30 protein-coding genes and 1 pseudogene are annotated in these 24,339 nt (G+C 48.5%); 16 read left to right on the top strand and 15 right to left on the bottom strand.

What is annotated here, in order from left to right; all coding sequences use genetic code 11:
* Positions 1–170 precede the first annotated feature (170 nt).
* Complete coding sequence (locus JVX88_RS18015; protein WP_211619550.1) at positions 171–323, top strand: hypothetical protein; 153 nt, start codon at positions 171–173, stop codon at positions 321–323.
* Positions 324–470: 147 nt separating this feature from the next.
* On the opposite strand, the gene JVX88_RS18010 is transcribed toward JVX88_RS18015, so the two are convergent.
* A complete protein-coding gene (locus JVX88_RS18010; RefSeq protein WP_211619548.1) occupies positions 471–1,892 on the bottom strand; it encodes a PLP-dependent aminotransferase family protein in 1,422 nt (473 codons plus the stop codon).
* Positions 1,893–1,981: 89 nt separating this feature from the next.
* Here JVX88_RS18010 and JVX88_RS18005 point away from each other — a divergent pair, with 89 nt between their 5' ends.
* The 8 genes from JVX88_RS18005 (at position 1,982) to JVX88_RS17970 (ending at position 7,187) form a co-directional block, all read left to right on the top strand.
* On the top strand, positions 1,982–2,449 hold the full coding sequence (locus JVX88_RS18005; RefSeq protein ID WP_211619546.1) for a DUF3291 domain-containing protein: 468 nt from the start codon (positions 1,982–1,984) through the stop codon (positions 2,447–2,449).
* A gap of 41 nt (positions 2,450–2,490) precedes the next feature.
* Positions 2,491–3,015: a LysE family transporter gene (locus JVX88_RS18000; RefSeq protein WP_211619544.1), complete on the top strand. Its 525-nt coding sequence runs from the start codon at positions 2,491–2,493 to the stop codon at positions 3,013–3,015.
* Between the two features lie 26 nt (positions 3,016–3,041).
* Positions 3,042–3,215 (top strand): hypothetical protein, encoded by a 174-nt coding sequence (locus JVX88_RS17995; RefSeq protein WP_211619542.1) that lies wholly within the window; start codon positions 3,042–3,044, stop codon positions 3,213–3,215.
* A 94-nt stretch (positions 3,216–3,309) separates the two neighbouring features.
* Positions 3,310–3,696 (top strand): HetP family heterocyst commitment protein, encoded by a 387-nt coding sequence (locus JVX88_RS17990; protein WP_211619540.1) that lies wholly within the window; start codon positions 3,310–3,312, stop codon positions 3,694–3,696.
* Positions 3,697–3,853: 157 nt separating this feature from the next.
* A complete protein-coding gene (locus tag JVX88_RS17985) occupies positions 3,854–4,186 on the top strand; it encodes a hypothetical protein (protein WP_211619539.1) in 333 nt (110 codons plus the stop codon).
* Positions 4,187–4,743: 557 nt separating this feature from the next.
* Entirely contained in the window at positions 4,744–5,049 is a 306-nt protein-coding gene (locus JVX88_RS17980) for a hypothetical protein (RefSeq protein ID WP_211619537.1), read from the top strand.
* 151 nt (positions 5,050–5,200) lie between these two features.
* The gene (locus JVX88_RS17975; protein WP_211619536.1) at positions 5,201–5,521 is read left to right on the top strand and encodes a hypothetical protein; all 321 of its coding nucleotides are present in this window, start codon (positions 5,201–5,203) and stop codon (positions 5,519–5,521) included.
* 280 nt (positions 5,522–5,801) lie between these two features.
* Complete coding sequence (locus JVX88_RS17970; protein ID WP_263975168.1) at positions 5,802–7,187, top strand: TldD/PmbA family protein; 1,386 nt, start codon at positions 5,802–5,804, stop codon at positions 7,185–7,187.
* A gap of 44 nt (positions 7,188–7,231) precedes the next feature.
* Here the strand turns inward: JVX88_RS17970 and JVX88_RS17965 are convergent, their stop codons facing one another.
* The 6 genes from JVX88_RS17965 to JVX88_RS17940 all read right to left on the bottom strand — a co-directional run bounded on the left by JVX88_RS17965 (position 7,232) and on the right by JVX88_RS17940 (position 11,345).
* Complete coding sequence (locus tag JVX88_RS17965) at positions 7,232–7,504, bottom strand: GlsB/YeaQ/YmgE family stress response membrane protein (RefSeq protein ID WP_211619534.1); 273 nt, start codon at positions 7,502–7,504, stop codon at positions 7,232–7,234.
* 136 nt (positions 7,505–7,640) lie between these two features.
* A complete protein-coding gene (rarD, locus tag JVX88_RS17960; protein ID WP_263975167.1) occupies positions 7,641–8,540 on the bottom strand; it encodes an EamA family transporter RarD in 900 nt (299 codons plus the stop codon).
* 110 nt (positions 8,541–8,650) lie between these two features.
* Entirely contained in the window at positions 8,651–9,427 is a 777-nt protein-coding gene (locus JVX88_RS17955; protein WP_211619533.1) for a class I SAM-dependent DNA methyltransferase, read from the bottom strand.
* Positions 9,428–9,627: 200 nt separating this feature from the next.
* Positions 9,628–9,837, bottom strand: coding sequence for a hypothetical protein (locus JVX88_RS17950; protein ID WP_211619532.1), 210 nt, complete (start codon positions 9,835–9,837; stop codon positions 9,628–9,630).
* On the bottom strand, positions 9,834–10,949 hold the full coding sequence (locus tag JVX88_RS17945; protein ID WP_211619531.1) for a DegT/DnrJ/EryC1/StrS family aminotransferase: 1,116 nt from the start codon (positions 10,947–10,949) through the stop codon (positions 9,834–9,836). Before JVX88_RS17945 ends, JVX88_RS17950 begins: the two co-directional genes overlap by 4 nt.
* Before the next feature lie 3 nt (positions 10,950–10,952).
* Positions 10,953–11,345: a hypothetical protein gene (locus tag JVX88_RS17940; RefSeq protein WP_211619530.1), complete on the bottom strand. Its 393-nt coding sequence runs from the start codon at positions 11,343–11,345 to the stop codon at positions 10,953–10,955.
* Between JVX88_RS17940 and JVX88_RS17935 the strand changes: the two genes are divergently transcribed.
* Positions 11,345–11,623, top strand: a complete 279-nt coding sequence (locus tag JVX88_RS17935; RefSeq protein WP_211619529.1) for a DUF4912 domain-containing protein — start codon at positions 11,345–11,347, stop codon at positions 11,621–11,623. The two genes, JVX88_RS17940 and JVX88_RS17935, sit on opposite strands and share 1 nt — an antisense overlap.
* Before the next feature lie 221 nt (positions 11,624–11,844).
* On the opposite strand, the gene JVX88_RS17930 is transcribed toward JVX88_RS17935, so the two are convergent.
* Both JVX88_RS17930 and JVX88_RS17925 read right to left on the bottom strand, forming a co-directional pair.
* Positions 11,845–12,396 carry a DUF937 domain-containing protein gene (locus tag JVX88_RS17930; RefSeq protein ID WP_211619528.1) on the bottom strand — a complete coding sequence of 184 codons (552 nt, stop codon included), beginning with the start codon at positions 12,394–12,396 and terminating at the stop codon, positions 11,845–11,847.
* Positions 12,397–12,611: 215 nt separating this feature from the next.
* Positions 12,612–12,866, bottom strand: a complete 255-nt coding sequence (locus JVX88_RS17925; RefSeq protein WP_211619527.1) for a hypothetical protein — start codon at positions 12,864–12,866, stop codon at positions 12,612–12,614.
* Positions 12,867–13,414: 548 nt separating this feature from the next.
* On the opposite strand from JVX88_RS17925, the pseudogene JVX88_RS44190 reads away from it, so the two are divergent.
* A pseudogene (locus tag JVX88_RS44190) lies at positions 13,415–13,936 on the top strand (M50 family metallopeptidase); the annotation flags it as partial.
* 123 nt (positions 13,937–14,059) lie between these two features.
* On the opposite strand, the gene JVX88_RS44185 reads toward JVX88_RS44190, so the two are convergent.
* From JVX88_RS44185 to JVX88_RS17895, 6 genes are all read right to left on the bottom strand, one after another.
* Positions 14,060–14,482, bottom strand: a complete 423-nt coding sequence (locus JVX88_RS44185) for a hypothetical protein (protein ID WP_410503790.1) — start codon at positions 14,480–14,482, stop codon at positions 14,060–14,062.
* 295 nt (positions 14,483–14,777) lie between these two features.
* Positions 14,778–15,446 carry an isochorismate family cysteine hydrolase YcaC gene (gene ycaC / locus JVX88_RS17915; RefSeq protein ID WP_211619525.1) on the bottom strand — a complete coding sequence of 223 codons (669 nt, stop codon included), beginning with the start codon at positions 15,444–15,446 and terminating at the stop codon, positions 14,778–14,780.
* Between the two features lie 219 nt (positions 15,447–15,665).
* On the bottom strand, positions 15,666–16,931 hold the full coding sequence (locus tag JVX88_RS17910) for a WD40 repeat domain-containing protein (protein ID WP_211619524.1): 1,266 nt from the start codon (positions 16,929–16,931) through the stop codon (positions 15,666–15,668).
* Between the two features lie 85 nt (positions 16,932–17,016).
* A complete protein-coding gene (locus tag JVX88_RS17905; RefSeq protein WP_211619523.1) occupies positions 17,017–17,481 on the bottom strand; it encodes a hypothetical protein in 465 nt (154 codons plus the stop codon).
* Between the two features lie 300 nt (positions 17,482–17,781).
* Positions 17,782–19,623, bottom strand: a complete 1,842-nt coding sequence (locus JVX88_RS17900; protein WP_211619522.1) for a tetratricopeptide repeat protein — start codon at positions 19,621–19,623, stop codon at positions 17,782–17,784.
* Positions 19,624–19,752: 129 nt separating this feature from the next.
* On the bottom strand, positions 19,753–20,442 hold the full coding sequence (locus tag JVX88_RS17895) for an HPr family phosphocarrier protein (RefSeq protein ID WP_211619521.1): 690 nt from the start codon (positions 20,440–20,442) through the stop codon (positions 19,753–19,755).
* A 349-nt stretch (positions 20,443–20,791) separates the two neighbouring features.
* Between JVX88_RS17895 and JVX88_RS17890 the strand changes: the two genes are divergently transcribed.
* The 5 genes from JVX88_RS17890 (at position 20,792) to JVX88_RS17870 (ending at position 24,165) form a co-directional block, all read left to right on the top strand.
* Positions 20,792–21,208 carry a fasciclin domain-containing protein gene (locus JVX88_RS17890; protein WP_211619520.1) on the top strand — a complete coding sequence of 139 codons (417 nt, stop codon included), beginning with the start codon at positions 20,792–20,794 and terminating at the stop codon, positions 21,206–21,208.
* Positions 21,209–21,326: 118 nt separating this feature from the next.
* On the top strand, positions 21,327–22,070 hold the full coding sequence (locus JVX88_RS17885) for a DUF2993 domain-containing protein (protein ID WP_211619519.1): 744 nt from the start codon (positions 21,327–21,329) through the stop codon (positions 22,068–22,070).
* Between the two features lie 138 nt (positions 22,071–22,208).
* Positions 22,209–22,796 (top strand): SDR family NAD(P)-dependent oxidoreductase, encoded by a 588-nt coding sequence (locus JVX88_RS17880; protein ID WP_211619518.1) that lies wholly within the window; start codon positions 22,209–22,211, stop codon positions 22,794–22,796.
* Positions 22,797–22,883: 87 nt separating this feature from the next.
* Positions 22,884–23,060 (top strand): Trm112 family protein, encoded by a 177-nt coding sequence (locus tag JVX88_RS17875; RefSeq protein WP_211619517.1) that lies wholly within the window; start codon positions 22,884–22,886, stop codon positions 23,058–23,060.
* Positions 23,061–23,073: 13 nt separating this feature from the next.
* Positions 23,074–24,165, top strand: coding sequence for a glycosyltransferase family 9 protein (locus tag JVX88_RS17870; protein WP_211619516.1), 1,092 nt, complete (start codon positions 23,074–23,076; stop codon positions 24,163–24,165).
* Positions 24,166–24,339: the final 174 nt, after the last annotated feature.

Genomic DNA, 24,339 nt, shown 5'->3' with positions numbered 1-24,339 from the left:
ATCCTCTCGCGGTCAGAAATTCTCTCTGTTAGATGTTACCACTCTTCTTCGGGTTACTCCCTCCTTCGATCGCGTTAATTGTTTTCAAATGTAAAAATCTTGGGTCGTCGATCGGTTAATATGCCATTTACCCGGCGTTTACCCGCGACCTGGCCATACCGGCAGAGCAGTTGAAATCACGGCAAGTCGATTTCTTGATTGAACCGCAGATTCGCTTTGCGAGCGAAGTTGGGGAACAGGCGACGCTGTTTATTCAAGATCCAAGTGGCAATGCGCTGGAGTTCAAAGCGTTTCAGGATCAGGCGCAAATCTTTGCCTCGTGATGGCTTGTATCGCTTGCTTACGGTTTTCTAATTAGGAAGCTGCTGTCTAAGTTGACGGATCGCTACCGGCTGGTAGATCAATCTTGCTAGGGAAAATGAGAATGTGCATTGAATAGGCTATGCATCAGCGTAAGTTTACGCTCAAGTTTACTCTATTGTACTGGCTGTGCTGTAGATTGCTTGATTGAGGCGAGTGATACCAATTTGAATCGCGTCAGTTGATAAATTGCCATAGCCTAGAACAACTTTCTGAGAATGCTGATTTGGATCAATTGCATAGTTTAAAACTGGATAAACCTTAACATGCTTCTGTTTGATCCTCTGTATTGCTTCTGCTGTAAACTCAATATTCTTAAAATCTGCGACGAGATGCAAACCTGTGGAGTCTCCTAAAATCTTGACGCAATCGGAAAAATTTTCTAAAAGGCTCTGTCTCAAAACATTACGGCGCTGACGGTAGAGCTTGCGCATCCGGGCGATGTGCCTTTCTAAATGTCCAGCTTGGATGAACTGGGCCAAGGTGATCTGCTCCAGGCTAGAGGTGTGTAAATCGCTCAACCGCTTCAGCTTGCGGCAAGCAGCTACGTAGGCCAGCGGCAAAACCAAATATCCTAACCGCAGAGCAGGCGCGAGAATTTTGCTGAAGGTGCCAATATAGATTACTCGTTCTGGATCGAGTCCCTGTAGCGAACTTACAGGCGTTCCTTCGTAGCGAAATTCGCTGTCGTAGTCGTCTTCAACTACTATGCAGCCAGTCGTTCTAGCGAATTCGAGCAGTTCGATGCGGCGCTGAATTGTCAACACGCTGCCTAGGGGAAATTGATGGGAAGGCGTTACCAAAACAAAGCAAGGACCTGGTATGGCAGAGAGCTTTTCCGTTTGTAAACCCCGCTCATCTACCGGAACGGCTTGTACCGTAAGCCCTTGGGCTGCAAAAATATGGCGAATTTCTGGAGGCGTCGGATCTTCCAGTACTACTGTGTCGCCTGGAGCCGCCAGCAGTTTAGCCACGAGTCCAAAGGCTTGCGCTGCTCCGGAAGTGATAATAATTTGATCCGGTTGGCAAATCACGCCGCGAGTTCGTTGCAAATAGGCCGCTAAGGTTGAACGCAATTCGAGCCGCCCTTCAGGTGAACCATATCCAAACACTTCAGTCGCTGCTGCTGCCCCGACCTGTTTGGTGATTTGCCCCCACAGCTTGGAAGGAACCCGATCAAGGTCAGGAATTCCAGAACGAAAGTCAATCCAATTAGCTGGATCTGGTTCAGAGACTGGTTCCGATATTGGTTGGGACGACAACACCGGCCAAGCGGCTCCCGCTGCCACATAGGTGCCTGATCCGGCTCGGCTCTCCAGATAGCCCTCCGCCACCAACTGATCGTAAGCCTCCAGCACTACATTTCGCGAAACCCCTAATTGAGCCGCCAAAGCCCGCGTGGCCGGAAGCTGTTGTCCGGCGGTTAGCATTCCCTGCAAAATTTGCTGCCGCAATTCTAGATAAATTTGGCGAATCAGCGGCGTTGAAGCATTGCGGTCGATCGGCAACCAGAGCATAGAACCTATCTTCAAAAATGGTACTGCTCAAATTAGAGCAAATTGGTCCTACTGCGAGCTAGGCGATTTGGCTATGCTGCTAGCAGCAACGAACTGAGAAACATATGATTCCATATCACCTCGCTCAGGTTAATATTGCCACTATGCGTGCTCCCTTGAGTGATCCGCTCATGGCTAATTTTGTGGCCCAACTCGAAACGGTAAAGGCGGCTGCCGATGCCAGTCCAGGATTTATTTGGCGACTGCAAACCGAAGCTGGAAATGCGACCGAGATTCGGGCTTATGATGGTGAGCGGATTCTCTTTAACCTCTCGGTTTGGGAGTCGTTAGCAGCACTGTCTGACTATGTGTATCGCAGCCAACATGGAACTGCAATGCGTGACCGCCGCAAATGGTTTGAGCCAGCGCCCCAACCTACCGTAGCGCTCTGGTGGATTCCGGCGGGCCATATCCCCACAGTTTTGGAGGCCAAAGACCGATTAGAATATCTGCGTCAGCAGGGTGCAACGCCCTATGCCTTTTCGTTTCGCCAGCCTTTTCCCGCTACGGAGCTGGTAAATTCTAAAACCTAGTCTGCATCGAATCTGTGATTCCTTATCTGATATTCTCAACTATGGCTGAATGGATCACTGTTTTTGTGATTGCGAGTCTCGTGATCATGAGTCCTGGACCGAATTTTTTTATCACCTTACGCAATAGTCTAGTTCACTCTAGACAAGCAGGTGTGTATACGGCGCTGGGTTTAGCGATTGCCGATTTGATTCACATGAGCTATTGTCTGGTTGGCATTGGCGTGATTATTTCTCAATCAATTCTGGCATTCACACTATTGAAATGGATTGGCGCAATTTATCTAGTCTATGTCGGTGTTAAATCACTTCGAGCTAAACCGCAGCAAGCATCAACATCACAGCCAAAAGCAGCAATGAATAATCGCTCGGCCTTTCGGATGGGGTTATTCACCTGTTTACTGAACCCGAAAGCAACGCTGTTTTATCTGGCGCTGTTTACGCAGATCATTCAGCCCAACACACCCTTATGGGTGCAAATTCTCTATGGTGCTACGGTGGCTGGAATTGCTTATTCAGCAGGATACGCCTTTTTTCTCCTTTTTCTCATACACCAGATCCAACCATAACTCAAACGGATGAGCGCGGAAATGCTGTGTATCGGCTAAAAATCGCCCTTGACCGTAAAGCAGTGGTTCATGAGGGTCGCACCGTTCAACTGAAACCAGGCCAAACGGCTCAGGCGGAAGTCGTGACTCGTCAGCGACGGCTGCTGGATATCTTCCTCGACCCAATCAAAAAACTACGCGAAGCTGGAATTAACCTGTAGCGATCAGGTGGGGTAATTCCATTTTCGTGTCCTAGTTTTTGCTGAGCAGTTTCAATCTCACATTGAGATATTAGATTTGCTAGAGGTATTTGTGATGTTGGAAAATCACTCTAAGTTGCATAAAGCCATGACTGTGGATCAATTCACCCAAGTGGTAGAGGCCATTCTGGAAGGAAAATACTCGTGGGCTTGTGTTCTGATCCTACGGTTCGCAGGATACAATCCGCTGCACTACATTCCCTATCGCACCTATAACCGTTTGATGAAGGAAAACAGTCAAAATTGTAAACGGCAACAGCATGCGCCAAAAGCCTACACGCAGCACTCTGAAGAATCAAGATTATCGAATAGTAATTGCCAGATTGAAGATTTAGGTTATCTGGAAACCGTCAAGCAAAAACAGGCGTTAATTAAAGGAGGAAGCTATATTTGGAGTGACGTAGAAATCTATAAAGCTTTGAGACTTACCGCTCATTTGTGAGAATGAAGTTGCGAAATTACTTTGCGAAATCACTCTGCGAAACTACTTTGCGTCAAACTGATTGCCCATCTACAAAGATGCTAATTGGCTGGTCATTGATGGATGATCTCAATCAACCTCGGGGTCCAGTTTATAGAAACTAATTGGTTATGAAGCTATGCAAATCAATGATCTGAATTACTTAGAAAGCATTGCCGCCCCCAACTCTGTCTGCGGTGGAGCGTTGGTAGCTGTGAATGCTTATGCAAGCGCTAGCGGAATTTTAACTCTCACTGACGCTAATACAAATACTAGAGCCATACAGTTAGGGAATGGTGGTTCTATCGGATTCGGACGCGGTAGAGCGATTGCAGTTGGTGACGATCCGATGGCAGAAGTCAGTGTTTATGGTGAGGGGGACAAAGTCATTAAAAGAACGCGGACTCACTATATACCCGGCAGGGATATGGCAGTTGCACGAGGCTTTGTGCTTGCTATTGATTTACCATAAATCTGCATTGTAAGAGGTGATCCCCCTTTTCTGAGATGCCCGCAGGGCTATAATTCCCCTAAACCCCAGCGGGGATGGGCCTTCGGCGTAGATGAAGAGGGACCTCAATCCCTGATTGGTAGGTGCTGCGCACAGGCTTAACCTCTTCCCCTTTATTGAAGGAAGGGGGGTTAGGGGGGATCTTCGACTTGTGTGTACACGGTAGCTTTCATAAGGGGGGCTAGGGAGGATCAATCACAATTTGCGATCTATTGAGGCTAATTGTTGTTGATAGAATCACTTATGTCCTGTGGCAGGAGTGTCTGAAGAGATTTTGAACAGCAACGGTTCGGGAAAGTTCCTCAGAATGAGTAATGTAGGGGGCTTTCCAAACAGCTTCTAAGCCTAAAATATATTAATGTGGAACCGATTTAGGAATTTTGAATTCAAAATATCAAAGTATTCTAGTAAACCTGCCAAAATGGCAACCTCAAAAATTCAATTCCCTTACTCTATTAATTAACAACTCAACTAGAGTTGATTATCTAAGGAATCCAAAACTCTAAGGAGAAAGAACAATGATTATCACCGATCTGAACTACCTGCAATCAGCTGATGACAACATTGAGGGTGGTTACTATTTTGGTCCTAGCAGTAAAACACTTGTGACTGCTAAAATTACCGAAGTTTTAGACATTAAGAAGAACTTTGTAGGCAAAACGCTTGTAATCGGTAACTTTGCTGGAGCTGAAGCTACCGCGGATGCGATGGGTAAAGATACTTCCACTCAGGCTATCTCTTCTACCGTTGTCGTTCAAGGTAAGGGTTCTTCGTCTAACGCTACTTCCATATCTGCTACCAATGGTTACTACTTCCGCTGGTAACGCTGATTGGAGCTGCAAGTGCTGTTCCTAGTCTAGGAAACGTTAATAGGGCTACTGATGGCTTAAGGTAATCAGTAGCTCTTGTTAACTAAGTAAAGAATAGGAACAGAAGAACTGGTAACAGGAAAAATAGATATTGAGGTTCAACGCAGTGACATATGAAATTCAAGATCTGGATTTTTGGGAGGTTCAAGATAACTCTAAGCCAGTTTTAGGAGGTTTTTATTCTCAAGTAAATGCTGTGGCTAATACTGGTTTTAACTTTGCTTCAGCAGGTGTTGAAACTATTGCCCTTGGGGAAAAAACAGCAACTTGGTCTACAGCGCAAACCAATGTTATTAATACCTCCTTTTCTACTAATAGCTATGCCAAAGCCAGTGGATTTGCTCATGCCCAAACCGGAGGGCATTCATCTACGAACGAGGCAACTGCTATCTCGTATTCGGGATTTGTTAACTATGTTCAAATATAACTGTCAAGCAGCATTTCAAAAATTGATTTTGTTAAGAATGCGACAAATTGAGATGGTCGTTATATTCATTAGACTTGTTGGGAAATAACGAGAAAAATCGCTGGAATACTTGCTAAGCAAAGGCTTCAAGGATTTTTAAGCTTATTGCCCAACAACTCTTTTTTTATTTATTTACTGTTTTTAAAACTGTTTTTAAACTGTCTTGTTAGGAATCTAGAAATGTATATCGAAAACCGTGTCTAGAATATAGAGACACCCTTGCAACTGAGAGGATTCACTCGTGGTCACGTCTGTTTCACTGCAAGATCGGCTTTCGGATGCCATCGCACCCTACCGCAATCGGGTTGACTATCTAGAAATTCGCTTAGAGCAGAGTGAATCTACGGTGATTGCCTATCGGGGCCGCCAGTTGGATGCGGTGGATCGCAGCTTTTCTTTGGCCGGTGGCATTCGGGCCTGTCATAAAGGCGGCTGGAGCTTTGTGACATTCAACGGGTTGGCCGATCTGAACCACCGCATCGAAGAAGCAATTGCCCAGGCCAAGCTAATCGGTAAAGAAACGACCCATCTCGCCTCAGTCGAGCCGATTCAAGACTATGTCGCAGCCGAAATTGCCAGGGACCCACGCGGCATTGGATTGGATCTGAAACGGCAGTTGGTCGAGGGCTATAATCATCTGCTGCTGCAGATGGACCCGCGCATTCAAACCACCATGACTAGCTACAGCGATCGGTTTGGCATCACTTATTTCGTCAACTCGTTGGGTAGTTGCATTGCCCAGGAACGGCTAGATGTATCAGGACGGTTTGGCGTAGTGGCTCGTGGTGAAGGCAACGTGGTGCGGCAGGGGTTTGAATCGGTTCATTCCCGTTCCGATTACAGCGTACTAGAAGGAATTGAAGCCCAAGTCAAGAGTGCAGCGGAGCGAGCCGTGCGGCAGTTGGAGGCCAAGCCGGTCAAGGGAGGTCAGTACACCGTGCTTCTCGATCCCTATCTGGCTGGAGTGTTCATTCACGAGGCGTTTGGGCATTTGTCGGAAGCGGATTTTGTCTACGAAAATCCCAAGATGCAGGAGCTACTGGTGCTAGGCAAACCGATGGCAATTTCCCAACTGAATGTGGTGGATGATGCCACAATGCCCGGACTGCCCGGTTCGCTGAAGTACGATGATGAAGGGGTTCCGGCTCAGCGCAAGTACTTAATCAAAGACGGAATTTTGACCCAGCGTTTGCATAGTTTGGAAACCGCCGGCAAGATGCAGGAACAGCCTACTGGCAACGCCAGAGCACTGAATGCCGCCTATCCGCCAATTGTTCGGATGACAAATACCGGAATTGAAAGCGGCGACCAAACCTTCGAGCAAATGCTGAGCGATATCGAAGAAGGCGTCTATGCCGTGCGGATGCTGGGCGGTCAAACCAACGGCGAGATGTTTACCTTTGCGGCGGCGGAAGGCTACATGATTCGCGATGGGCAGTTGGCTGAACCAGTCAGCGACGTCACCCTCAGTGGTAATGTCTTCCAAACGCTCAAGGACATCGAAGCAATTGGTAATGACTCAATCTACCGTAATGGCGGCTGTGGCAAAGGGGGCCAGTCTCCCTTACCGGTAAGTGTGGGTGGCCCCCACGTGCGGATCAAGAATGTGGTTGTAGGCGGTCGCTAGAAGCTAGCTTTTTACTCGAACTTATGCTTACCTCGGACTTATGCTTACAAAGTTCGGCTTCTGACCAGCAGCCCCCAGAGGTAGATGGTGATGATTGCACCGATCGTGGCGATAAACAGTCCGGGAATTGTAAAGCCTACAGATGCAAGCTGCAAGGTTCCAGTTGAAAGCAACGTGTATAAACTGCCACCCACAAAGGCTCCGATAATGCCAAGCAGAATAGTACCGAGAATGCCACCACCTACGTAACCAGGGTAGATTGCCTGAGCAATTGCGCCAGCCAAAAGTCCTAAAATAACCCATGCGATAATTCCCATCGCTACACCTCCAGAGTATATTGAAAAGTATTGATTGATACGATCAATCGTTACGTTCAGATTACGAACTAGAGCTAGGAAACTGCTTCTATCTAGAGGGGTACCTAGGTGAACCAAAAGGAGTAAAGTGACTCTGCTAGCTGACGCGCTGGATGTGCCATGCAGTCAGGCTGTAGACCGCGAGCGCGGTCCAGATTAAGCCAAAGGTGATCGCGTGCGTCTGGGTGAAGGGTTCGTGATAGAGAAAAACGCCCAAGATCAGCTGCAGACTGGGAGCCAAATACTGAAAAAATCCTAAGGTTGAGAGCCGGAGGCGCTTAGCAGCATTGTTAAACCAGAGCAGCGGAAACGAGGTGACAATACCACAGCCAATAAAAAGCCAATTCAATGTCCAGCTCGTATTCCAGTGGCCGGTGCCGGTACTCGCTCCATAGCCAACAATGGCTAGCGCGACGGGTGTAATCAGTAAGGTTTCCACGGCCAAACCCGCCATGGGCGCAACCGCCACCACCTTGCGTAACAGCCCATAAAAGGCGAAGGAAAAAGCCAAGCCCAGAGCAATCCAGGGCACTGCCCCAAACTGCCAAACAAAATAGGCAACTCCCAGTCCAGCCAGTAAGACAGCGATCTGTTGCCCTCGGTACAGCCGCTCTTTCAAAACCACAAATCCGAGCAGGACGTTGACGAGGGGATTGATGAAATAGCCGAGGCTAGTCTCTACTACCCGATCGGTGTTAACGCCGTAGATGTATAAGCCCCAGTTAAAGGCGAGTAAGCCTGCCGTCAGTAGCAGTGCTCTCAGATATTGGGGCTGCCAGACCCGCCAAAATTCCGCCCGTCGATTTTGTAACCACAGTACCGCGATCAGCAGCACCGCCGACCAGATCATGCGATGGCTCAGCACTTCCACCGCAGGCACTTGGGCAAAAAATTTCCAGTAGATCGGCAGCAACCCCCAAGAGCCGTAAGCCAGAATTGCGTAGAGGGCACCGACGGGCATGAATGAAGTTGGATCGGACTGAAGAGAACGCGCCACAGGTCAACCTTACTCACAAATGAGTTTTTCCACACCCTTCATTTTTTGTCCTGTACTTAGATGACCACCACCACTCTCAGGTAAGCTACTTCCGAGCAATATACCAACCTTCATCTTCCGCCCCCTCGAGCAATGAAGTAAACCCCCCAGCTATTAAATCCCGGTGTTTGCTTACTCATCCATTCACCACAGTCTATCAGTTCTAAAGCTGCGCAGCGCAGCAATAGTTCGATCTCTGGTTGAAACAGATAGCGCATGCGATGGGTTTCGTACAATTCCTGCACAGTGTTTCCATATTTTTGTTTGATAAAAATCTGATACTTCACATCTACTAAATTTTCATTTGGATGCATTACAGGCTCAGCGATCCGGGTAACGAGAGTTTCCTCATCTTCCAGTCGTTTTACCCTCACAGTAGGGCGATCGCTCAGCACAGCAGGGCCATACCATACATCGAAAATGAACACACCACCTGGCTTCAGATGCTCTTTCACGGTTTGAAATGCTGCCAGCAAATCAGCATTGGTAGTTTGATAGCTAATCACATGAAAAAGCGATAGAACCACATCAAATGTCTGATTCAGCCGGATTTGACGAATATCACCCTGAGAAAAACATAATTTAGAAGACAAAACAGAAGCAAGCTGCAACCGTCGCTCATTCGCTTTCTGGAGCATTTCCTGGCTTAAATCAACCCCACGAACTTGATATCCTGCTTTTGCTAGGAGAGTAGCATGAGCACCAGTTCCGCATCCTAGATCTAGTAGGCTTTTAGCATGAGGGGCATGGGCCTGAATTAGCTGATGAATAAATTGTGTTTCTCCAGAATAGTCCTTGTCCCGGTAGAGCAGATCATAATAGCGGGCATACTCATGAAATACGTTCATAATAACTATGCCCTCAATCTAAAATACAAATCTGAGTGGAAAGGAACAGATTGCTCCGGGTAGAAAGGAATTTTACAGGAGTCGATCCTATCCTCCCAAATATCAACTAATTCATAATCAATCTCTTCCATATCTTTGATGAAATCTACTTTATTAAATACATGGTAATGCTCGATTAGCACCTTCCCAGTTATCAGTTTTCAACATGTGTTGATATTATTGTGTAACTCTGCATTGTCATACCCAATACTTTTTGTCTTAGGTGCTGCTTGTTTAGCTTGCTCAATTGTTTCAAACACACCCCAAAAACAGCCGTAGGCGTCTGAGGCAAACTTTTCCCTATATTTCTGTTCTTGCGGTTGACGATGGATTTTCTTTACTAATGGAATTTTTTTGATTAAGCCTTTCATTTTACGACCTCTTGCACAACTTCTACCACTCGTTCAATCTGTTCTGCAGTTAAAGCTAATCCACTAGGAATGTAGAAGCCTCGACGTGCTAACCTTTCGGCAACAGGGCAAGATTCTCCCTCAAATAATCCCATCTTCTTAAATACAGGTTGCTCATGCATACACCAGAAAAATGGTCGGGTGCCAATTTTTTGCTGCCCTAGACGATACATTACTGCTTCTGCTTCAAACGGGATCTGGTCATCTAGAACCAAGCCATAGACCCAATAAATATTATCGGCATAGTCTGTCTGAGAGAGAGGTAGCTGGAGTCCAGCTATGTTTGACAGTAAATTGGTATAGCGTTGCCCCATCCAGCGTTTTTGGGTAATGAACTGATCCAGTCGCTCTAATTGAGCAACTCCTAACGCTGCCTGCACATTACTCATGCGTAGGTTCCAACCCAACTCTTCATGGACAAATCGTTTGTGGGTTTGAAAGCAGAGGTTGCGCAGTGATCGCCATCGTTCTGCCAAATGAGCATCATCTGTGACAATCATCCCTCCTTCACCTGTAGTAATGTGCTTATTGGGATAAAAGCTGAATGTGCTAATTTGCCCGAAACTGCCACAAGGGCGACCCTTATAGGTCTGACCATGCATCTCTGCCGCATCTTCAATCACCGCTAAACCATATTTATCCGCAATGGCAAGAACGGAGTCCATATCCGTAGGTAAGCCATAGATGTGAACTGCCATAATAGCCTTGGTACGTGGAGTAACTTTGGCTTCAATTTGACGCACATCCATGTTCCAGGTGCTTGGATCAGAATCGACGACTACTGGAATAGCACCTGCCCTGACGATTGCTGCGGCACAGGAAATAATGGTGAATGTTGGTAAAATAACCTCATCACCAGCACCAATACCAAGGGCTACAATAGCTGCATCAAGGGCGGCTGAGCCATTACTTACTGCAATGCCATACTGCCGCCCTACTCGTGCTGCAAATTGCTCTTCAAGTTGCTTAACAAATGGGCCTTCTGAGGAGATCCAGCCAGTTTCAATGCATTCCAGCAAATATTGCTTTTCATTACCATTGAGCAGGGGCTCGTTGACTGGAATTGGGTGCATAACTTACTTGACTATCTTGGCTTGCTTTGCTGTGATGCCTTGAAATCGGGTCTTGTCTTCCTCACCGACGTAAGGACCTTGCTTGACTTCAATCATTTCAGTTTCTTCTAAAACCTCGAATCCGTGACCTCCTGTAATCAGCAAAACTACATCTCCGGTTTCCAAAACACGGCTGTCAAGATATTGTTGCTGATTGTTGTAAAAATCGACTCGCAGTTTTCCCTTCCTGATAAATAGCACTTCCTGGGTATACACCACCTGCCGAGGAACAGGATTATGTACATGGGGTTGAATTATTTTGCCAATCGGATGGTGAATATAAGCAAGTTGCTGAGACAATTCATTGGGCGTAAAGAAATGAATTCCTGGTTGATCAAACTGGTGAGAAATAATCAATGCTAACCTACTGGGATGTGCTGGAGCATCATAAGGAAATTGCCAAGCAGCACGGTGGAGAAAGCTTTATTTTGCGGATCTGCGATGTCACGGGCATCGAGCTGGAGCGGCAAGCGCCCCACAGTATCCAACAGTTCAACTGCGAAGAAACCGACCGGGATCGCCATGTCACAGTGCCTGATATAGGCGAGTATGTAGCCGAAATTGGCTATTTGGCGAATAACGGGCGCTGGCTGCGCATTGCGCGTTCGGCTCCGGTCCATATTCCGCCCCGCTAGGGCCAACGTTATTGGCTACTGGACTGATGAATTAAGTTGCTCATTTAAGCTGTTTGGGTAGAGACGATGGAGGCTGTGTAGCCAGGATTCTATCGCTCTACCCAATTTCTGTTTATGTATGTAGGAGGACCATTGAAGATCAGGCAACATGAAGCGCAATCAGACAAAATTTGACAAAGTCAGACCCGGCCAATCCTAATAGAATCGGCCAAAACTGCTGGCTAGCGTGGAGGATTCAAAAATCGAGTCGCAAATCTAAACACATCTCCTAGATCCACGTCCTGATCGCGATCGCTATCCAGGAAGGTGGTGAGCAATGGGTTGCTGGCTAGCCCGCCCATACTCATTCCTGTTCCTGACTTGGGGGCACCCATATTCAGTAACTGCATCACCACCGGAATCAGCGCGGGCAGCATGGACTGAATCGTACCAGCTCCGATGCCGGTTCTGCGCGAAACAGCGTCTGCAATTTGCTGCTGAAGTTGTGGTGTCAACAGTGAAGACAGGCCACCAAAGCTGCTAGTACCGCCTGTGAGTTGGCCAGAGGCAAGCTGCCCCATCAAACTACCCAAGCCTCCACTGCTTGCCTGTTGCTGGAGCGCTGGTCGCAGTGCCCCTCCCAAGCTAGACATCACCGTTTGCATGGCCGATGGTTCAATATTGTTGCTAGCAGCTAGCTGCTGGACTGTACCGGTGATTGAACTCAGTTGATCTACACTAGCGTTTTGATTCGGATTATTAATCGCACTCAATACATCAAAAAACAGTCCCATCTTGACTAGACCTCGTAAATAGCAAAGGACAAACTAAGAACATTTTGCAGCAGTACTAGCCGATATCGGATTGATCCGGCTGACTGATTAGTATTTAGTATCGTTAATTGCCGCATACTGGCCTAGTTTTAACCTTTTCTCAAACCTTTACGAAAGTCAGATCGAACGGCTGCCCAGGTCTGAACCAGCTAGATCGGTTAGTCTTGAGCAGGATGCTAAGCAGAAATGGATTCGGCTTTTGGTTGGGCCGGTGCCTCGACAGCCAGTGGCTGCAAGCTATACCCAACCACCGGAATGCCTTGGCAAAAGAACCCTTGCTTGGGGCGAATCTCAAACGCAGGTTCCCGACCGCGCTGCCATTCCAGTTCAGTGATAATTTTGCAGCCATGTTCAGACGGAATCAGCTGCACAGGGGTTTGACGCGCCCGCGATACCAACAAATGAGTGGGTTGAAATGGGGATTGAAGCATGGGAATAACCTCTAAAGAGAAATGGTGAACAAGAGAAGTCAATCAAGCGAAAACCTGCCAAAACCGATGGAACGCGCCATCAGCCGCTGAAGATTTGATCGGTGATGCACCGGTAATCTTCCTGGGTGGATGAATACTGGATCAATACAACGCTTAGCTGGGATTTTCCTAGATGAAGGGCTGGAGTGGACCGGATTGAAATTCACCTTACCTGGCGAATTCTCAGGGCCGCTGTCCGGTTACAAAATTTTCAACCACCTGTCAAAAACTCTTTTAAGAGAGTAGCAAAGTGGTTTCTGCTTTGTCTGGGGCAAGCCGTCCGGTTTGGGTAGGGACAGCCGTACTCAAAAAGGCAACCTGCTGCCTATAGGGGTTGATATGGCCCTCTATCTCCACCTATAGGTGGGAAGACCGCACTGCTGCTAGCGGGAATCTCTGCCCAAACAACGATTAACTTGTCATTACATTCCGTTACGATGGGAACATAGCGAATTAATAAACTGAACATCAAATTTGCCTGATCAAGGTCAGGTCTGGAGGTGAATTCCATGAATGGCAACCTTCGCATCGGTTCCCTATTCGGTATTCCTTTTTATGTCAATTTTTCCTGGTTCCTGATTCTAGCCCTGATCACGTGGAACTATGGCCAGCAGCTTGGTGCTGCATTTCCTTACCTGGGTGGAGGTGCCTGGCTTTTGGGATTGGTGACCGCTTTGCTGCTGTTCGCCTCCGTCCTGGCCCATGAGCTGGGGCATAGTCTAGTAGCGCTGCGTCAAGGAATCCCGGTTAACTCCATCACGCTGTTCATTTTTGGTGGCTTAGCCAGCCTGGGTGAAGAATCGAAAACTCCGGTTGAAGCCTTTTGGGTAGCGATTGCGGGGCCGTTAGTCAGCTTGGTGCTGTTTGGTCTGCTGACTGTGATCAATACCTCTGTTAGTTTGTCTGCCCCTCTAGCTGCTGTGGTGGGTTCGCTAGCGCTAATCAACTTGGTCTTGGCTCTATTTAACCTATTGCCTGGTCTGCCGTTGGATGGTGGCAACGTGTTGAAGGCGCTAGTTTGGAAGATTACTGGCAAGCCATACAAAGGTATTGCCTTTGCTAGCCGAGCTGGGCAGTTTTTAGGTTGGGTTGGAATTTCGCTGGGATTGTTGAATTTGCTGGGCATCAGCAATGTTGGTAGCATCTGGACGCTGTTAATTGGCTGGTTCTTGCTGCAGAATGCTGGCCGCTATGCTCAGGCTGCTTCGGTCCAAGAACAATTGAGTGGTTTGACAGCGGCAGACGCGGTCCTCCGGTGGGAAAAATTCTTGCAGAATGGCGATCGTCATTGGAACGGTAATCACTGCCAGCAGAGAAACTGTTGCTTGCAATGCAATGGCGTAGGACTGTGCCCGGTTATGTCTGGGCAAATAAAGCGTTAACGATGTACCAGGGGCGATCGCGATCAAAATTAACCCAACCTCGACCTCTTGTGGTAGCCGAAAAGAAAAGACCACCAGTGACACTAACATGGGTACGACAACGATCGTTGCCAAGACAGAACGATTGAGGAGTCCCGGTCTTTGCCATAGCAAGAAAATTTGTTCTAACCGTAGCGTTACCCCTAGAGACAACATCAGCGAGAACAACGTCAACTTAACTAAGTTGGGACAAAGCAATGTAGTTGAGTCGCCCATAGAGAACACTGCTAGCTACACGTCGGTACAACCAGAAATCAAAACCTGCTCTGGATCGGGAGATTAAACTGGATTCATGGGACATCGATCGATTAACCAGATACTGGTATAACCTCATGAATCAAAGTCTGAAGTTAAACGCCTGATGTGAGAAGTTAAGTAGAAGATAAGGATTAGGGCTGATGGTCGATTGCAGCAAGGGAATTAGGATGCATAGAGAACACACCCTATCCCCTCAGCCCCGACTGGGTGCAGGCGCTTTTTCAGGAGTTGCCGCTGCGCCATTCTGGATTGCTGAATAGCTGGTCATCAAATTCTTGTAGTCAGGAATGTAACCTGCCAGGAGGCTGCCCAATCCTTCAACATCATTGCGCCAATCGCGATGCAGTTCACACGCGACGCTGAACCAGTTCACTAGTTGAACTCCTGCACTCGACATCCGACTCCATGCAGCATCGCGACAGACTTCGTTGAAGGTGCCAGATGCATCCGTTACTACAAAAACGTCATAGCCTGCTTCGACAGCAGACAGAGCACAGAATGAAACACAAACATCTGTAACAATGCCAGCGATAATTAGCTGCTTTTTGCCCGTTGCCTCAACGACTTTGACAAAATCCTGATTATCCCAAGCGTTGATTTGTCCAGGACGCGCAATGTAAGGAGCATCGGGAAACAGTTGCTTGATTTCTGGCAGCATTGGCCCGTTTGGCCCTTGCTCAAAGCTGGTGGTCAGAATGGTCGGTAAATTGAAAAATTTGGCTGTACTGGCGAGCGCAAGCACATTGTTTTTGAAGTCGGTTGCACCAAAATCCTTGACCAGGGAGAGAAGTCCTGTTTGATGATCGACCAGCAAAACAGCCGCATTGTTTTTGTCGAGACGGTTATAGGTGAATCTAGCCATGAATTTTATTCCTCGTTAACGTTACAGTTCAAATGTCAGTGCTGAACTGTGAATCGCAGTTGTTGTCGCTAAGCCCTGCGAGTCGATAATTCGTTCTCTTCCAGGAAATGCCTGGCTTGGAGTGAAACTCAGATCAATACCCCAATACTGACATAACCTAACGAATTGGAGGCTGAAGTTAACCCTAACTTGAGAAGTTAAGCAGAAATTAGAAAGTTTTTAGGGTACATCGCTGGCTGCATCACAGATAGTCCGATCGCTCTCTGGTAAATTAGCATTATTGTGTAGATACCCCGCAATCCACTCACAGCCAAGCTTCAACATATTTCCAGAATTGACGATGGTATTGAGATCCCAGATGATCGCGGTACTGTCGGCGCTGGCGGAAATCACCTGCTGACCATCTGCACTGAACGCGACTTTATTGACGGCTCCGGAATGTCCGTTTAAGGTTGCGACAGTTGTACCGTCGGGTTGCCACAGTTTGATGGTGCGATCGCCGGACGCAGATGCAATCAAGGTACTTCCCGAATCAACGCCACTCGAACCATCTCCGTAGCGAGCATGGCTGGTGTAAGCCACACTTAAAAGCGGTGCTTTGTGTTCTGCAAACGTGGTTAACAATGTACCATCCGATCGCCACAACTTGGCAGTACTATCCACAGAGCCAGAAACAAGCTGCGTTCCATCTGGACTTAACGCAACCGCCCGCACCATACCTTGATGACCGTTGAAGACTTGCCGCAGTTGACCGTCCAGGCTCCACAGTTTCATCTGGTTGACGTTACATCCGGTGACGATCGTTCGACTATCGGGGCTGAATGTGACTCCGCCCACGATCGAAGAGCAGGCCGACACCGTTCTCACCAGGGTTCCAGCTTGATTCCAGATCGTGAATTTGCCGCCATTGAAATCCCCCGCCGCGAGGTAAGCCCCATTGGGACTAAAGGCAACCGTTCGTTTGGGAATCAAGTTAGCCGCTGTGCCGCGCAATACGTTGAGTAACGTGCCATTGCGATCCCAACGCTTAACGGTGCCATCCCAACTGGCTGTGGCAAACGCTTTGCTATCAAAACTAAAGGCAATGTCCTGAATTTTAGAGTCGTGGGCATCGATCGATTGCAGCAATCCTCCCTTTTGATCCCACAGGTAAAGTTTGCCGCTACTGGTGCCTGTCACAATCCGGTCTCCGTCGGGGCTAACCGCTAATCCACTCACTTCTGCGGGGTGGCGAAGGAGGGTGAGAAATGGCATTCCTCCAGGCTTCCAGAACCGCACTGTTTTGTCTAAACTGGCTGAAAGAATCGTTTCACCATCTGGACTAAACGCCACGCCTCGAATCTCGCCATTGTGTCCTTGAAAGGTAGTCAGGAGTGACCCATCAGATCGCCATAGCTTCACCGCTCCATTCGCATCCACCGAAGCAAAGGTTTGACCATTGGGGCTAAAGGCAAGATTGGTAAACCCGCTATCGCTTTCGATCATTTTGATTAATTTGCCGTCGGGTTGCCTTTCAACCTAACCAAAACGTTTTGGTTAACTCGTGAGCTAAAAAGAGCGAATGCAGTTACTAATTTGGATTAGCCCTAGAGGTCATCAATTCAGCTATGTGGCGGTCCAGTTTGTGGGCTACCGTCTTCAGCGGAATCAGCGGTTCTTGTCCTACCTGGTATCGCACTAGTGCGGAGTTGATTAGATCTCCCCGGCGAAACAGCACCACATCTGTTTGACCAATTTCTGGTTCGGTTTTGCTGAACCCGCTGGCCACATCACCGATGTCTTGAAGCTGGGACAGTGTCTTGACTCCTTCTACCCCCATCGACTGCGCCTGTTCGACCAGCGCCTCAGGATTCTGCAAAATTGCATCATAAACCTGTCGCACCTTATCTACCTGATCCGGATCTGGACTCACCGCCGCTAGGGAAAACGACGACACACAGATCAGCTCAACCAGTTGGGATTGCTGCTTCAGCACAAACGCCGACTTTTCACCCGCCATCTGACAGCTCTCGGCTTCTGCATCAGAGGCTACCACAAACTCCGCCGGTAAATCCTCCAGGCGAAAGAATGGGTTAGCGTTGGCGGCTGGGGCAGCCCAACTTGCCAGAGGCAGGGCTAACCAGAGGTATAAAATTATGCAACTACAGATTATGCAACTACAGAGACACAGAGAGAACAGGGAGCTAAGTTTATGCTTGAATCTGGACAGAGCAGCACAAAACCAGGATAGGTAATTGGAATGGGAAATGATCACTGTGTTGCTCCTCTGGCATCAGATCGCTGCTTTCAAAAATAGTAATCGATTAGCAGCAGAAACGGGGGAGGCTGAGGCTGATCATCCAGTTACCGCATTGGCCCTAGCCTTGGCCTGCTCCAGCAAAGTCCGAGACGGAGCGTGGTTGGGATCTAATTCTAGCGCTCGATTCAGGGCAGCAATCGCTGCATCAAGTTGCCCTTGGCGCAGATAGGCCCGTCCTAAACCGTTGTAGCCAGCAGGCCATTTTTCATCCAGTTCGACAATGCGCTGAAAGGTAGTTAGGGCTTGATCAAGCTGGCCTTGCTGCAAATAGGTATGGCCCAGACCGTTATGAGCCTGAACAAAATTGGGATCGAGCTGAATCGCCTGTTGGAATGCCTGCTGTGCTTCGTCAAACCGTCCCTGCTGTAAGCTAGCATGCCCCAGACCGCTATAGGCTTGCACAAAATTGGGATCGAGCTGAATCGCCTGTTGGAATGCTTGCCGCGCCTGATCCAACTGCTTTTGCTGTAAGTTCACCTGCCCTAGAGCATTGTAGGCTGGAGCTAGGTCAGGTTTGAGCGCAGTGGCCTGTTGGAGCGCTTGCCGTGCTGCATCTAACTGTTGATTCTGCAAACAAGCCTCTCCCAACCCTTGGTAGGCCCAGAATTTTTCTGGGTTCAGCTCGACAGCCCGTTGAAAGGCAGCAATAGCCTCGGCCAATCGCTGCTGACGTAAGTAGGCCCGTCCTAAGCTTTCATAAGCTTTAGCATCCTCGGGAGAGCGTTTCGTGAAGTAATTAAAGATTTCAATCGCAATATCTAGATCCCCTTTACGCAGCGCAGCAAGGCCGTAATTGTAAAGCGCAGGAAGGTAAGTGCGATCTAACTCAAGGGCACGACGGAAATAGTTGAGTGCAGCATCGAGCTGGCCTGTTTCCAACAGCACTTGCCCCATTCCATCCTGACTGACTACCGCAGTCGGAGCTAGTTCTAGCGCTCGCTGAAACGCGGCGATGGCCGCATCGAACTGTTTCTGCTGCAGGCGGGCAAAACCCAACCGCTCATGGGTCAGGGCAAAGTCGGGATTGAGGTCTAGCGATCGTTGAAGAGCTGCGATGGCGGGTTCAACCTTTCCCTGTTCTAGGAGTGCCTGCCCTAAGTTGCTGTGGGCTGAAAAGGAATCTGGATTTTGTTCAACCGCTTGTTCGAGTTCAGCAATAGGCCGGCTAGCTTGAGTGTGTGGCATAGAAGGAGTTTCAGGTGCAAGATTTTCTGCAAGAGACTTTAGTAACGCCAAAGCAAACGGTTCTGCAGCCCTATCTTGATTCACATCTGTATTTACATTCCCAACTGGCAGCAATCGGGATTTCTCGGCAACCAATTGTTCAGGTACTGGTTTAGAGATAGATTCAGGCACTGGTTCAGACACCAGTTCAGGTACTTGGTCTGGTATTTGGGCTGGTATTTGGCCAGAAACATCAGGAGTCCCTTCCGGCAGCGCTGGTTTTTTGGCAGCTACAGCTTTGGATAGCTCAGTGTAGATAGCAACTAGAGAATCAAGTTCAGTGCAGGCCATCTCCAGCGCGTTGGATAGCTGCGTATAGGTGGACTCCAGCGTCGATGCTCTAGAGGCTTCATCAGCAGATGCTTCATTCAGCCCTGGCTCGATTGACGTTATCTGGTTCGCCAGATCGTCCGTTGCTGAAGCTGAGGATTCGGGTAGAGCAGGCGGCGACGGCAGAAGGTCAGGCGCTGCTGCAATTTCTAGCACCTCTGGTTCAAGTAATTCTAAAGTCAGCGTTTCTGAAACCGAAGAGTTTGCAGCAACAGAATCGGATGAAGCAGTACTAGCGGGAAGCTGTGGCCTAGAGGAATTTCTGGAAAACTGACGGAACCAACGTTGAACTTTGTGCACCAATTTACCGATCACAGCGATCATACCCTGCTACTCCAAGGTGGTTGTGCAATGCCCAAGATAGCTAAACCTGCAATCAGTTGATGGGTTAATGGTGCAAACTTCAATCTATCTTTAATTTTGATTTTTTTAGGAGTTACAGCCTTTTCCAGGCTAATGAAGTTCTGTGGCATCCGCACCGTCAGCCATCAATTGCATCGTTTGCCCACCCTCGACTCCCAGCTTCAGCAAGGAAATCAAACTTTTGGCATTGGCGGTTTGCTGGCCGTAGCGAACTCGAATCTCGGACTGGAATTCTTTGGCTAGATTCACCAGTACTGTAGCCGGCCGGGCGTGCAGTCCTGCACCAGGAGGCAGCTCGACCTCAACCGCATGAGCCAAATCTGGCTCTGATGCTGGCCCTGAGCTAGAAGCCGATGGCTGCGTCAACCGCCGAATAATCTCAAACGGTTCGGTGGTGGTAGCCATCTGCTGAATCGCGGCTTCGTCTCCCAGCACATGGGTCAAGTTGGCCAATATTTCTAGGTGCTCATCGGATTTAGCGGCGATGCCAACTACTAGACGAACCGCCTCACCCGCATTCCACTCCACGCCAGCAGGAAGCTGCAACACCGCAATTCCAGTTTGGTGAATCAAAGTCCGATCGTCTGGCAAACCGTGGGGGATTGCGATGCCGTTACCGAGATAGGTATTAGCGACCTGTTCCCGTCTGAGCATGCTAGCAACATAGTCGGCCTGCATATAGCCCGATTGCACCAGCAGTTTCCCTACCTGTTGAATTGCATCTTCCTTGTTCTGTGCTGATGCCTGCAACTTTATATTTTCTTTAGATAACGTCAACATAATAGTAGAAGCGGAGCCTATAGATTTCAGCTTAATGTTTTCAGCTCCGCATCATCGTGTTCGTTAATGATTCGATAAATGATTAAAAATAATTAAAAAATGTTAAACTGTCTTATTGATTAAATAGTGTACTTAAACTTAACTTCTATATTTTAATTGTCAGGCTCATCAGAATACAGTAAAACCTGAATCCCTCGAAAGGAAGAGTTCCTAAGCTCTTTTGCCTGATTTCTTAATCATCTAATCTCCCAGTAATCTTAACAAAGAGCCTATCTTATGAGGGATGTGTCACAGCCCGAAACACCGTAATTCTTGAAAAAGCACCTCTTCAACTTTGTCAGAATCTACTATGGCTGATCTTTTAGCAACTGCTGCCCAAGCTGGTTCGTTCAAAACCTTGCTCAATGCAATTGAAACCGCTGAACTAGCTGACACCCTCAAAAGCCCAGGTCCATTTACGGTACTCGCTCCCTCGGACGAGGCATTCGCCCAACTTCCAGACAGCATCCTGGACGATCTAAAACAAGATCCTTCTAAGCTAAAGCAGGTCTTGTTCTACCATGTCCTTTACGGCGATGTCCGTTCTGATGATCTAGCCGAGATTCATGAAGCCCCAACCGTGGAAGGATCGGTGGTGATTGTAGAGCAGCAGAATGGCATCAAAGTCAATGATATTTCAGTTGTCCAAACCGATATTTTGGCCGATAACGGTGTAATTCATGTGATTGATGGTGTTTTAATGCCCACTATTCTGTCTCCGGAATGAGCTACCTTGATCAATGCATAACCACTTCTATCCTTTTGGAGCGATGGCGACCATAGAGAGGTTCGCCACACTGGTTTAAGAAGTGACCATCTATTTAGATACTGAAGGATAGAACTGAATGAGCGGTGAGCAGAATTTAGGAGAGCAAGCACTCGATAAAGTTGCTGAGGTTGCCATTACCAGCCAGCTCGATCAAGCAGACCAAATTGACGTAGACATCCAAACCGATCCTCTCAAACTAGTGCAGGGTAAGCTAGATTCGGTGGCCATCAGCGGTGAGGGTCTAACAATGAAGCAGGACCTGCGAGTTGAGTCCCTGGGGGTCAGTACGGACTCGGTGGCCGTTAACCCCCTCAAGGCGATGGTAGGTCAAATTGAGCTAACGGAGTCAACAAATGCCCAAGTCCAAGTGCTTTTGACTGAAGCCGATCTAAATCGTGCCCTCAACTCTGATTTTTTGCGGCAAAAAATGCAGTCTCTAGAAGTGACTGTCGAGGGAGAATCTTTAGCGATCACCCTTGAAGATACAAAGCTGCAATTGCCTGAGGATGGCAAGATGGTGATTGACACAGCTCTGAATTCGCCAAGTTTTGATCAAGCTAAGCAACTGTCGGCGGTAGTGAAACCATTTTTAGCTGACGGGGGACAGCGGATTGGGCTAGAAATTATTTCAGCAGAAGTGCCTGAACTTTCGGTTGAGGTAGTAACAGCACTGTTAGAAAAGATCGTCGAGCTACTCGATTTGCGCAATTTTGACATGGACGGCTTTGCCATGCAGCTCAAGGATTTTGATCTCCAAACCGGTAAAGTCCTGCTGCGTGGTAATGCCACCGTTGAGCAGGCTCTATTTGAGCAATTTTAATGATTTGTAGAGCAGGTGTTGCCGAGATTTGGCGCAAATCAACTACCAATTTGCTAACCCTGCTCTTCCCATACTCTGTCAGCCGATCTTAAATCACAAAATAAACTCCAGAGTCACATTAGGAAAGAGGAGGATTCTATGTCTCAATCAACGCAGCAATTACAGCCTAAACAGCACCAGGAGCAACGGCCTGGAATTGAAGCTGAAATGTCGCCTCAACCCAAATCACAGGATGAGCAGTACAAGGGTAGCGATAAGCTACGGAACAAAGTTGCGCTGATCACCGGCGGCGATAGTGGAATTGGTCGAGCTGTGGCCATTGCCTATGCTAAAGAAGGTGCTGATGTCGCAATTGTCTACTTGAACGAACACGAAGATGCGAAACAAACTCAGCGGTTAGTAGAACAAGAAGGTCGCAAGTGTATAGCGATTGCGGGTGACATTGGTGATGAATCTTTCTGTCAACAGGCTGTGCAAAAGACAGTACAGGACTTAGGCAATGCGGCCGGATCGAAATTCTGTTCCGACTGCGGCGAGAAAATGGAGATCACGCAGGTACCCTGCGTGAAGTGCGGAGCGAAACTCCGCGAAGGGGCAAAATTCTGCAGCGAATGCGGAACGTCACAGGAAAAGCAGAAATGCTCTAATGCTGAATGCGGTGCCGAACTTAGCGCAGGAAGCAAGTTCTGTCCGGAATGCGGCACAAAGACCGCCGACGCTGATTGATCTGCAGTATATAGTTTCCTAAGAGAAGGCCGGGAATTTGGTCCGACCAAAACTTTGGCCTTCTTTGAACCATCAAGCAAATAAAAAATGCCGCTAAGCCCTGAATTACTTGAGATCCTACGCTGTCCGAATTGCAAGTCTGAGGTCAAGATCAATGACGAGCAGACAAACCTAACCTGTCAGAATCCAGAATGCCGCCTGGTCTATCCGATACGTGATGACATTCCCGTAATGCTTATCGACGAAGCCACCGTGGCCGAATAAGATTGGACAATGAATGGCGGACGTTGGAAAATGGCGAATGTCCGCGTCCGATATGCAGATCGATTGGCAATCCATTGAGCGCGTTCTTGTCGTGCGTCTCCGCTCGATCGGCGATACGGTACTCGCAACGCCTTCCCTGATCGCCCTAAGACGCTTTCTTCCTACTGCACGCATAGACATTCTTCTCGAAGACTGGGTCGCACCGCTGCTCGATGGATCTGAACATCTCGATAATGTGGTCTCGGTAGGGCGATCGGGCCCGGAACGATTTCAGATTGCCCGACAGCTCAGAAAAACCAGATACGACGTCGCCTTCAATCTGCACGGTGGCACGACATCGACATTTCTGACGCGCGCGACCGGAGCTCGGCACCGCATTGGATATGCAAATTACCGGTACGCCAAGCTTTACACTCATTCGCTGTCATCCTCAGCCGACTTTTGGAAACGCTCGCCGACGCATTCCGCCGAGCAACAGCTTGCACTGCTTGGATATGCAGGCATTCCGGTCGAAGATCGTCCAAAAAGCCGGCTTCCGATCAACGCAAATGCGGTGGAGTCGGTCGTAGATCGGTTAGAACGTATTGGGATTAGCGGTTCGGCAGCTTCCTTTGCGTTGATGCATCCGGCGGCAGCCTTCCCCACAAAGCGATGGCCCGCGGCAAATTTTGGTCGAGCGGCAGAATATCTTGGCTCGTTAGGCATAGCCACCATTGCCGTGGCTTCGACAGACGAAGCGGGCATTCTTGAAGAACTCGTCTCTGCGTCGAAGGTTCCAATTACCACATTCAATGATCTTACGCTGCCGGAGACAACTGCTCTTGCTGCGCGTGCGCGGATCTTTATCGGAAATGATAGCGGCATCGCCCACATCGCCGCCGCGGTCAAAACTCCTTCTGTGGTTATCTTCGGCTCTTCGAACCGCGACCATTGGCGGCCCTGGACCGATGCACCAAACGAGCTCGTCTTCAGTGAATTCGCTTGCCAGCCGTGTCCCGGCTATGTGTGCAAGGAATACGGTGAGCCGCGATGCATTCTCTCAGTTCCGCCCGAATACGTTATTAAGGCTATGGAGCGGCTGCTGCCAGGCACTGCTCATCGTTGAAAAACTTGCTATAATATCCGGAAATACCATCTTGATGCTAACGCGGACCTTATTGCTCATTGTTCTGTTGCTTTCGTTGTGTATCTCACGCGGCGAGGGAGTGCATATTTTCCCGTTTGCTGAAGGAAACATCGATACAGGGTCCCCGAGCATTCTAAGCACGAACGGGGCCGG

It is taken from the genome of Leptolyngbya sp. 7M (assembly GCF_018128485.1).
This window is presented reverse-complemented; position numbering and strand designations above follow the sequence as displayed.

What these genes read in the sequence shown, in the direction of transcription:
- JVX88_RS17880 (WP_211619518.1), top strand. Translation starts at nt 22,209, where the DNA reads ATGTCTCAATCAACGCAGCAATTACAGCCTAAACAGCACCAGGAGCAA.
- JVX88_RS44185 (WP_410503790.1), bottom strand. Translation starts at nt 14,482, where the DNA reads ATGTTGTCTCTAGGGGTAACGCTACGGTTAGAACAAATTTTCTTGCTA.
- JVX88_RS17985 (WP_211619539.1), top strand. Translation starts at nt 3,854, where the DNA reads ATGCAAATCAATGATCTGAATTACTTAGAAAGCATTGCCGCCCCCAAC.
- JVX88_RS17945 (WP_211619531.1), bottom strand. Translation starts at nt 10,949, where the DNA reads ATGCACCCAATTCCAGTCAACGAGCCCCTGCTCAATGGTAATGAAAAG.
- JVX88_RS17875 (WP_211619517.1), top strand. Translation starts at nt 22,884, where the DNA reads ATGCCGCTAAGCCCTGAATTACTTGAGATCCTACGCTGTCCGAATTGC.
- JVX88_RS18000 (WP_211619544.1), top strand. Translation starts at nt 2,491, where the DNA reads ATGGCTGAATGGATCACTGTTTTTGTGATTGCGAGTCTCGTGATCATG.
- JVX88_RS17890 (WP_211619520.1), top strand. Translation starts at nt 20,792, where the DNA reads ATGGCTGATCTTTTAGCAACTGCTGCCCAAGCTGGTTCGTTCAAAACC.
- JVX88_RS17925 (WP_211619527.1), bottom strand. Translation starts at nt 12,866, where the DNA reads ATGCTTCAATCCCCATTTCAACCCACTCATTTGTTGGTATCGCGGGCG.
- JVX88_RS17930 (WP_211619528.1), bottom strand. Translation starts at nt 12,396, where the DNA reads ATGGGACTGTTTTTTGATGTATTGAGTGCGATTAATAATCCGAATCAA.
- JVX88_RS18005 (WP_211619546.1), top strand. Translation starts at nt 1,982, where the DNA reads ATGATTCCATATCACCTCGCTCAGGTTAATATTGCCACTATGCGTGCT.
- JVX88_RS17980 (WP_211619537.1), top strand. Translation starts at nt 4,744, where the DNA reads ATGATTATCACCGATCTGAACTACCTGCAATCAGCTGATGACAACATT.
- JVX88_RS17950 (WP_211619532.1), bottom strand. Translation starts at nt 9,837, where the DNA reads ATGAAAGGCTTAATCAAAAAAATTCCATTAGTAAAGAAAATCCATCGT.
- JVX88_RS17895 (WP_211619521.1), bottom strand. Translation starts at nt 20,442, where the DNA reads ATGTTGACGTTATCTAAAGAAAATATAAAGTTGCAGGCATCAGCACAG.
- JVX88_RS17910 (WP_211619524.1), bottom strand. Translation starts at nt 16,931, where the DNA reads ATGATCGAAAGCGATAGCGGGTTTACCAATCTTGCCTTTAGCCCCAAT.
- JVX88_RS17935 (WP_211619529.1), top strand. Translation starts at nt 11,345, where the DNA reads ATGCTAACCTACTGGGATGTGCTGGAGCATCATAAGGAAATTGCCAAG.
- JVX88_RS17965 (WP_211619534.1), bottom strand. Translation starts at nt 7,504, where the DNA reads ATGGGAATTATCGCATGGGTTATTTTAGGACTTTTGGCTGGCGCAATT.
- JVX88_RS17870 (WP_211619516.1), top strand. Translation starts at nt 23,074, where the DNA reads ATGGCGGACGTTGGAAAATGGCGAATGTCCGCGTCCGATATGCAGATC.
- JVX88_RS17885 (WP_211619519.1), top strand. Translation starts at nt 21,327, where the DNA reads ATGAGCGGTGAGCAGAATTTAGGAGAGCAAGCACTCGATAAAGTTGCT.
- JVX88_RS17900 (WP_211619522.1), bottom strand. Translation starts at nt 19,623, where the DNA reads ATGATCGCTGTGATCGGTAAATTGGTGCACAAAGTTCAACGTTGGTTC.
- ycaC (WP_211619525.1), bottom strand. Translation starts at nt 15,446, where the DNA reads ATGGCTAGATTCACCTATAACCGTCTCGACAAAAACAATGCGGCTGTT.
- JVX88_RS17990 (WP_211619540.1), top strand. Translation starts at nt 3,310, where the DNA reads ATGTTGGAAAATCACTCTAAGTTGCATAAAGCCATGACTGTGGATCAA.
- JVX88_RS17955 (WP_211619533.1), bottom strand. Translation starts at nt 9,427, where the DNA reads ATGAACGTATTTCATGAGTATGCCCGCTATTATGATCTGCTCTACCGG.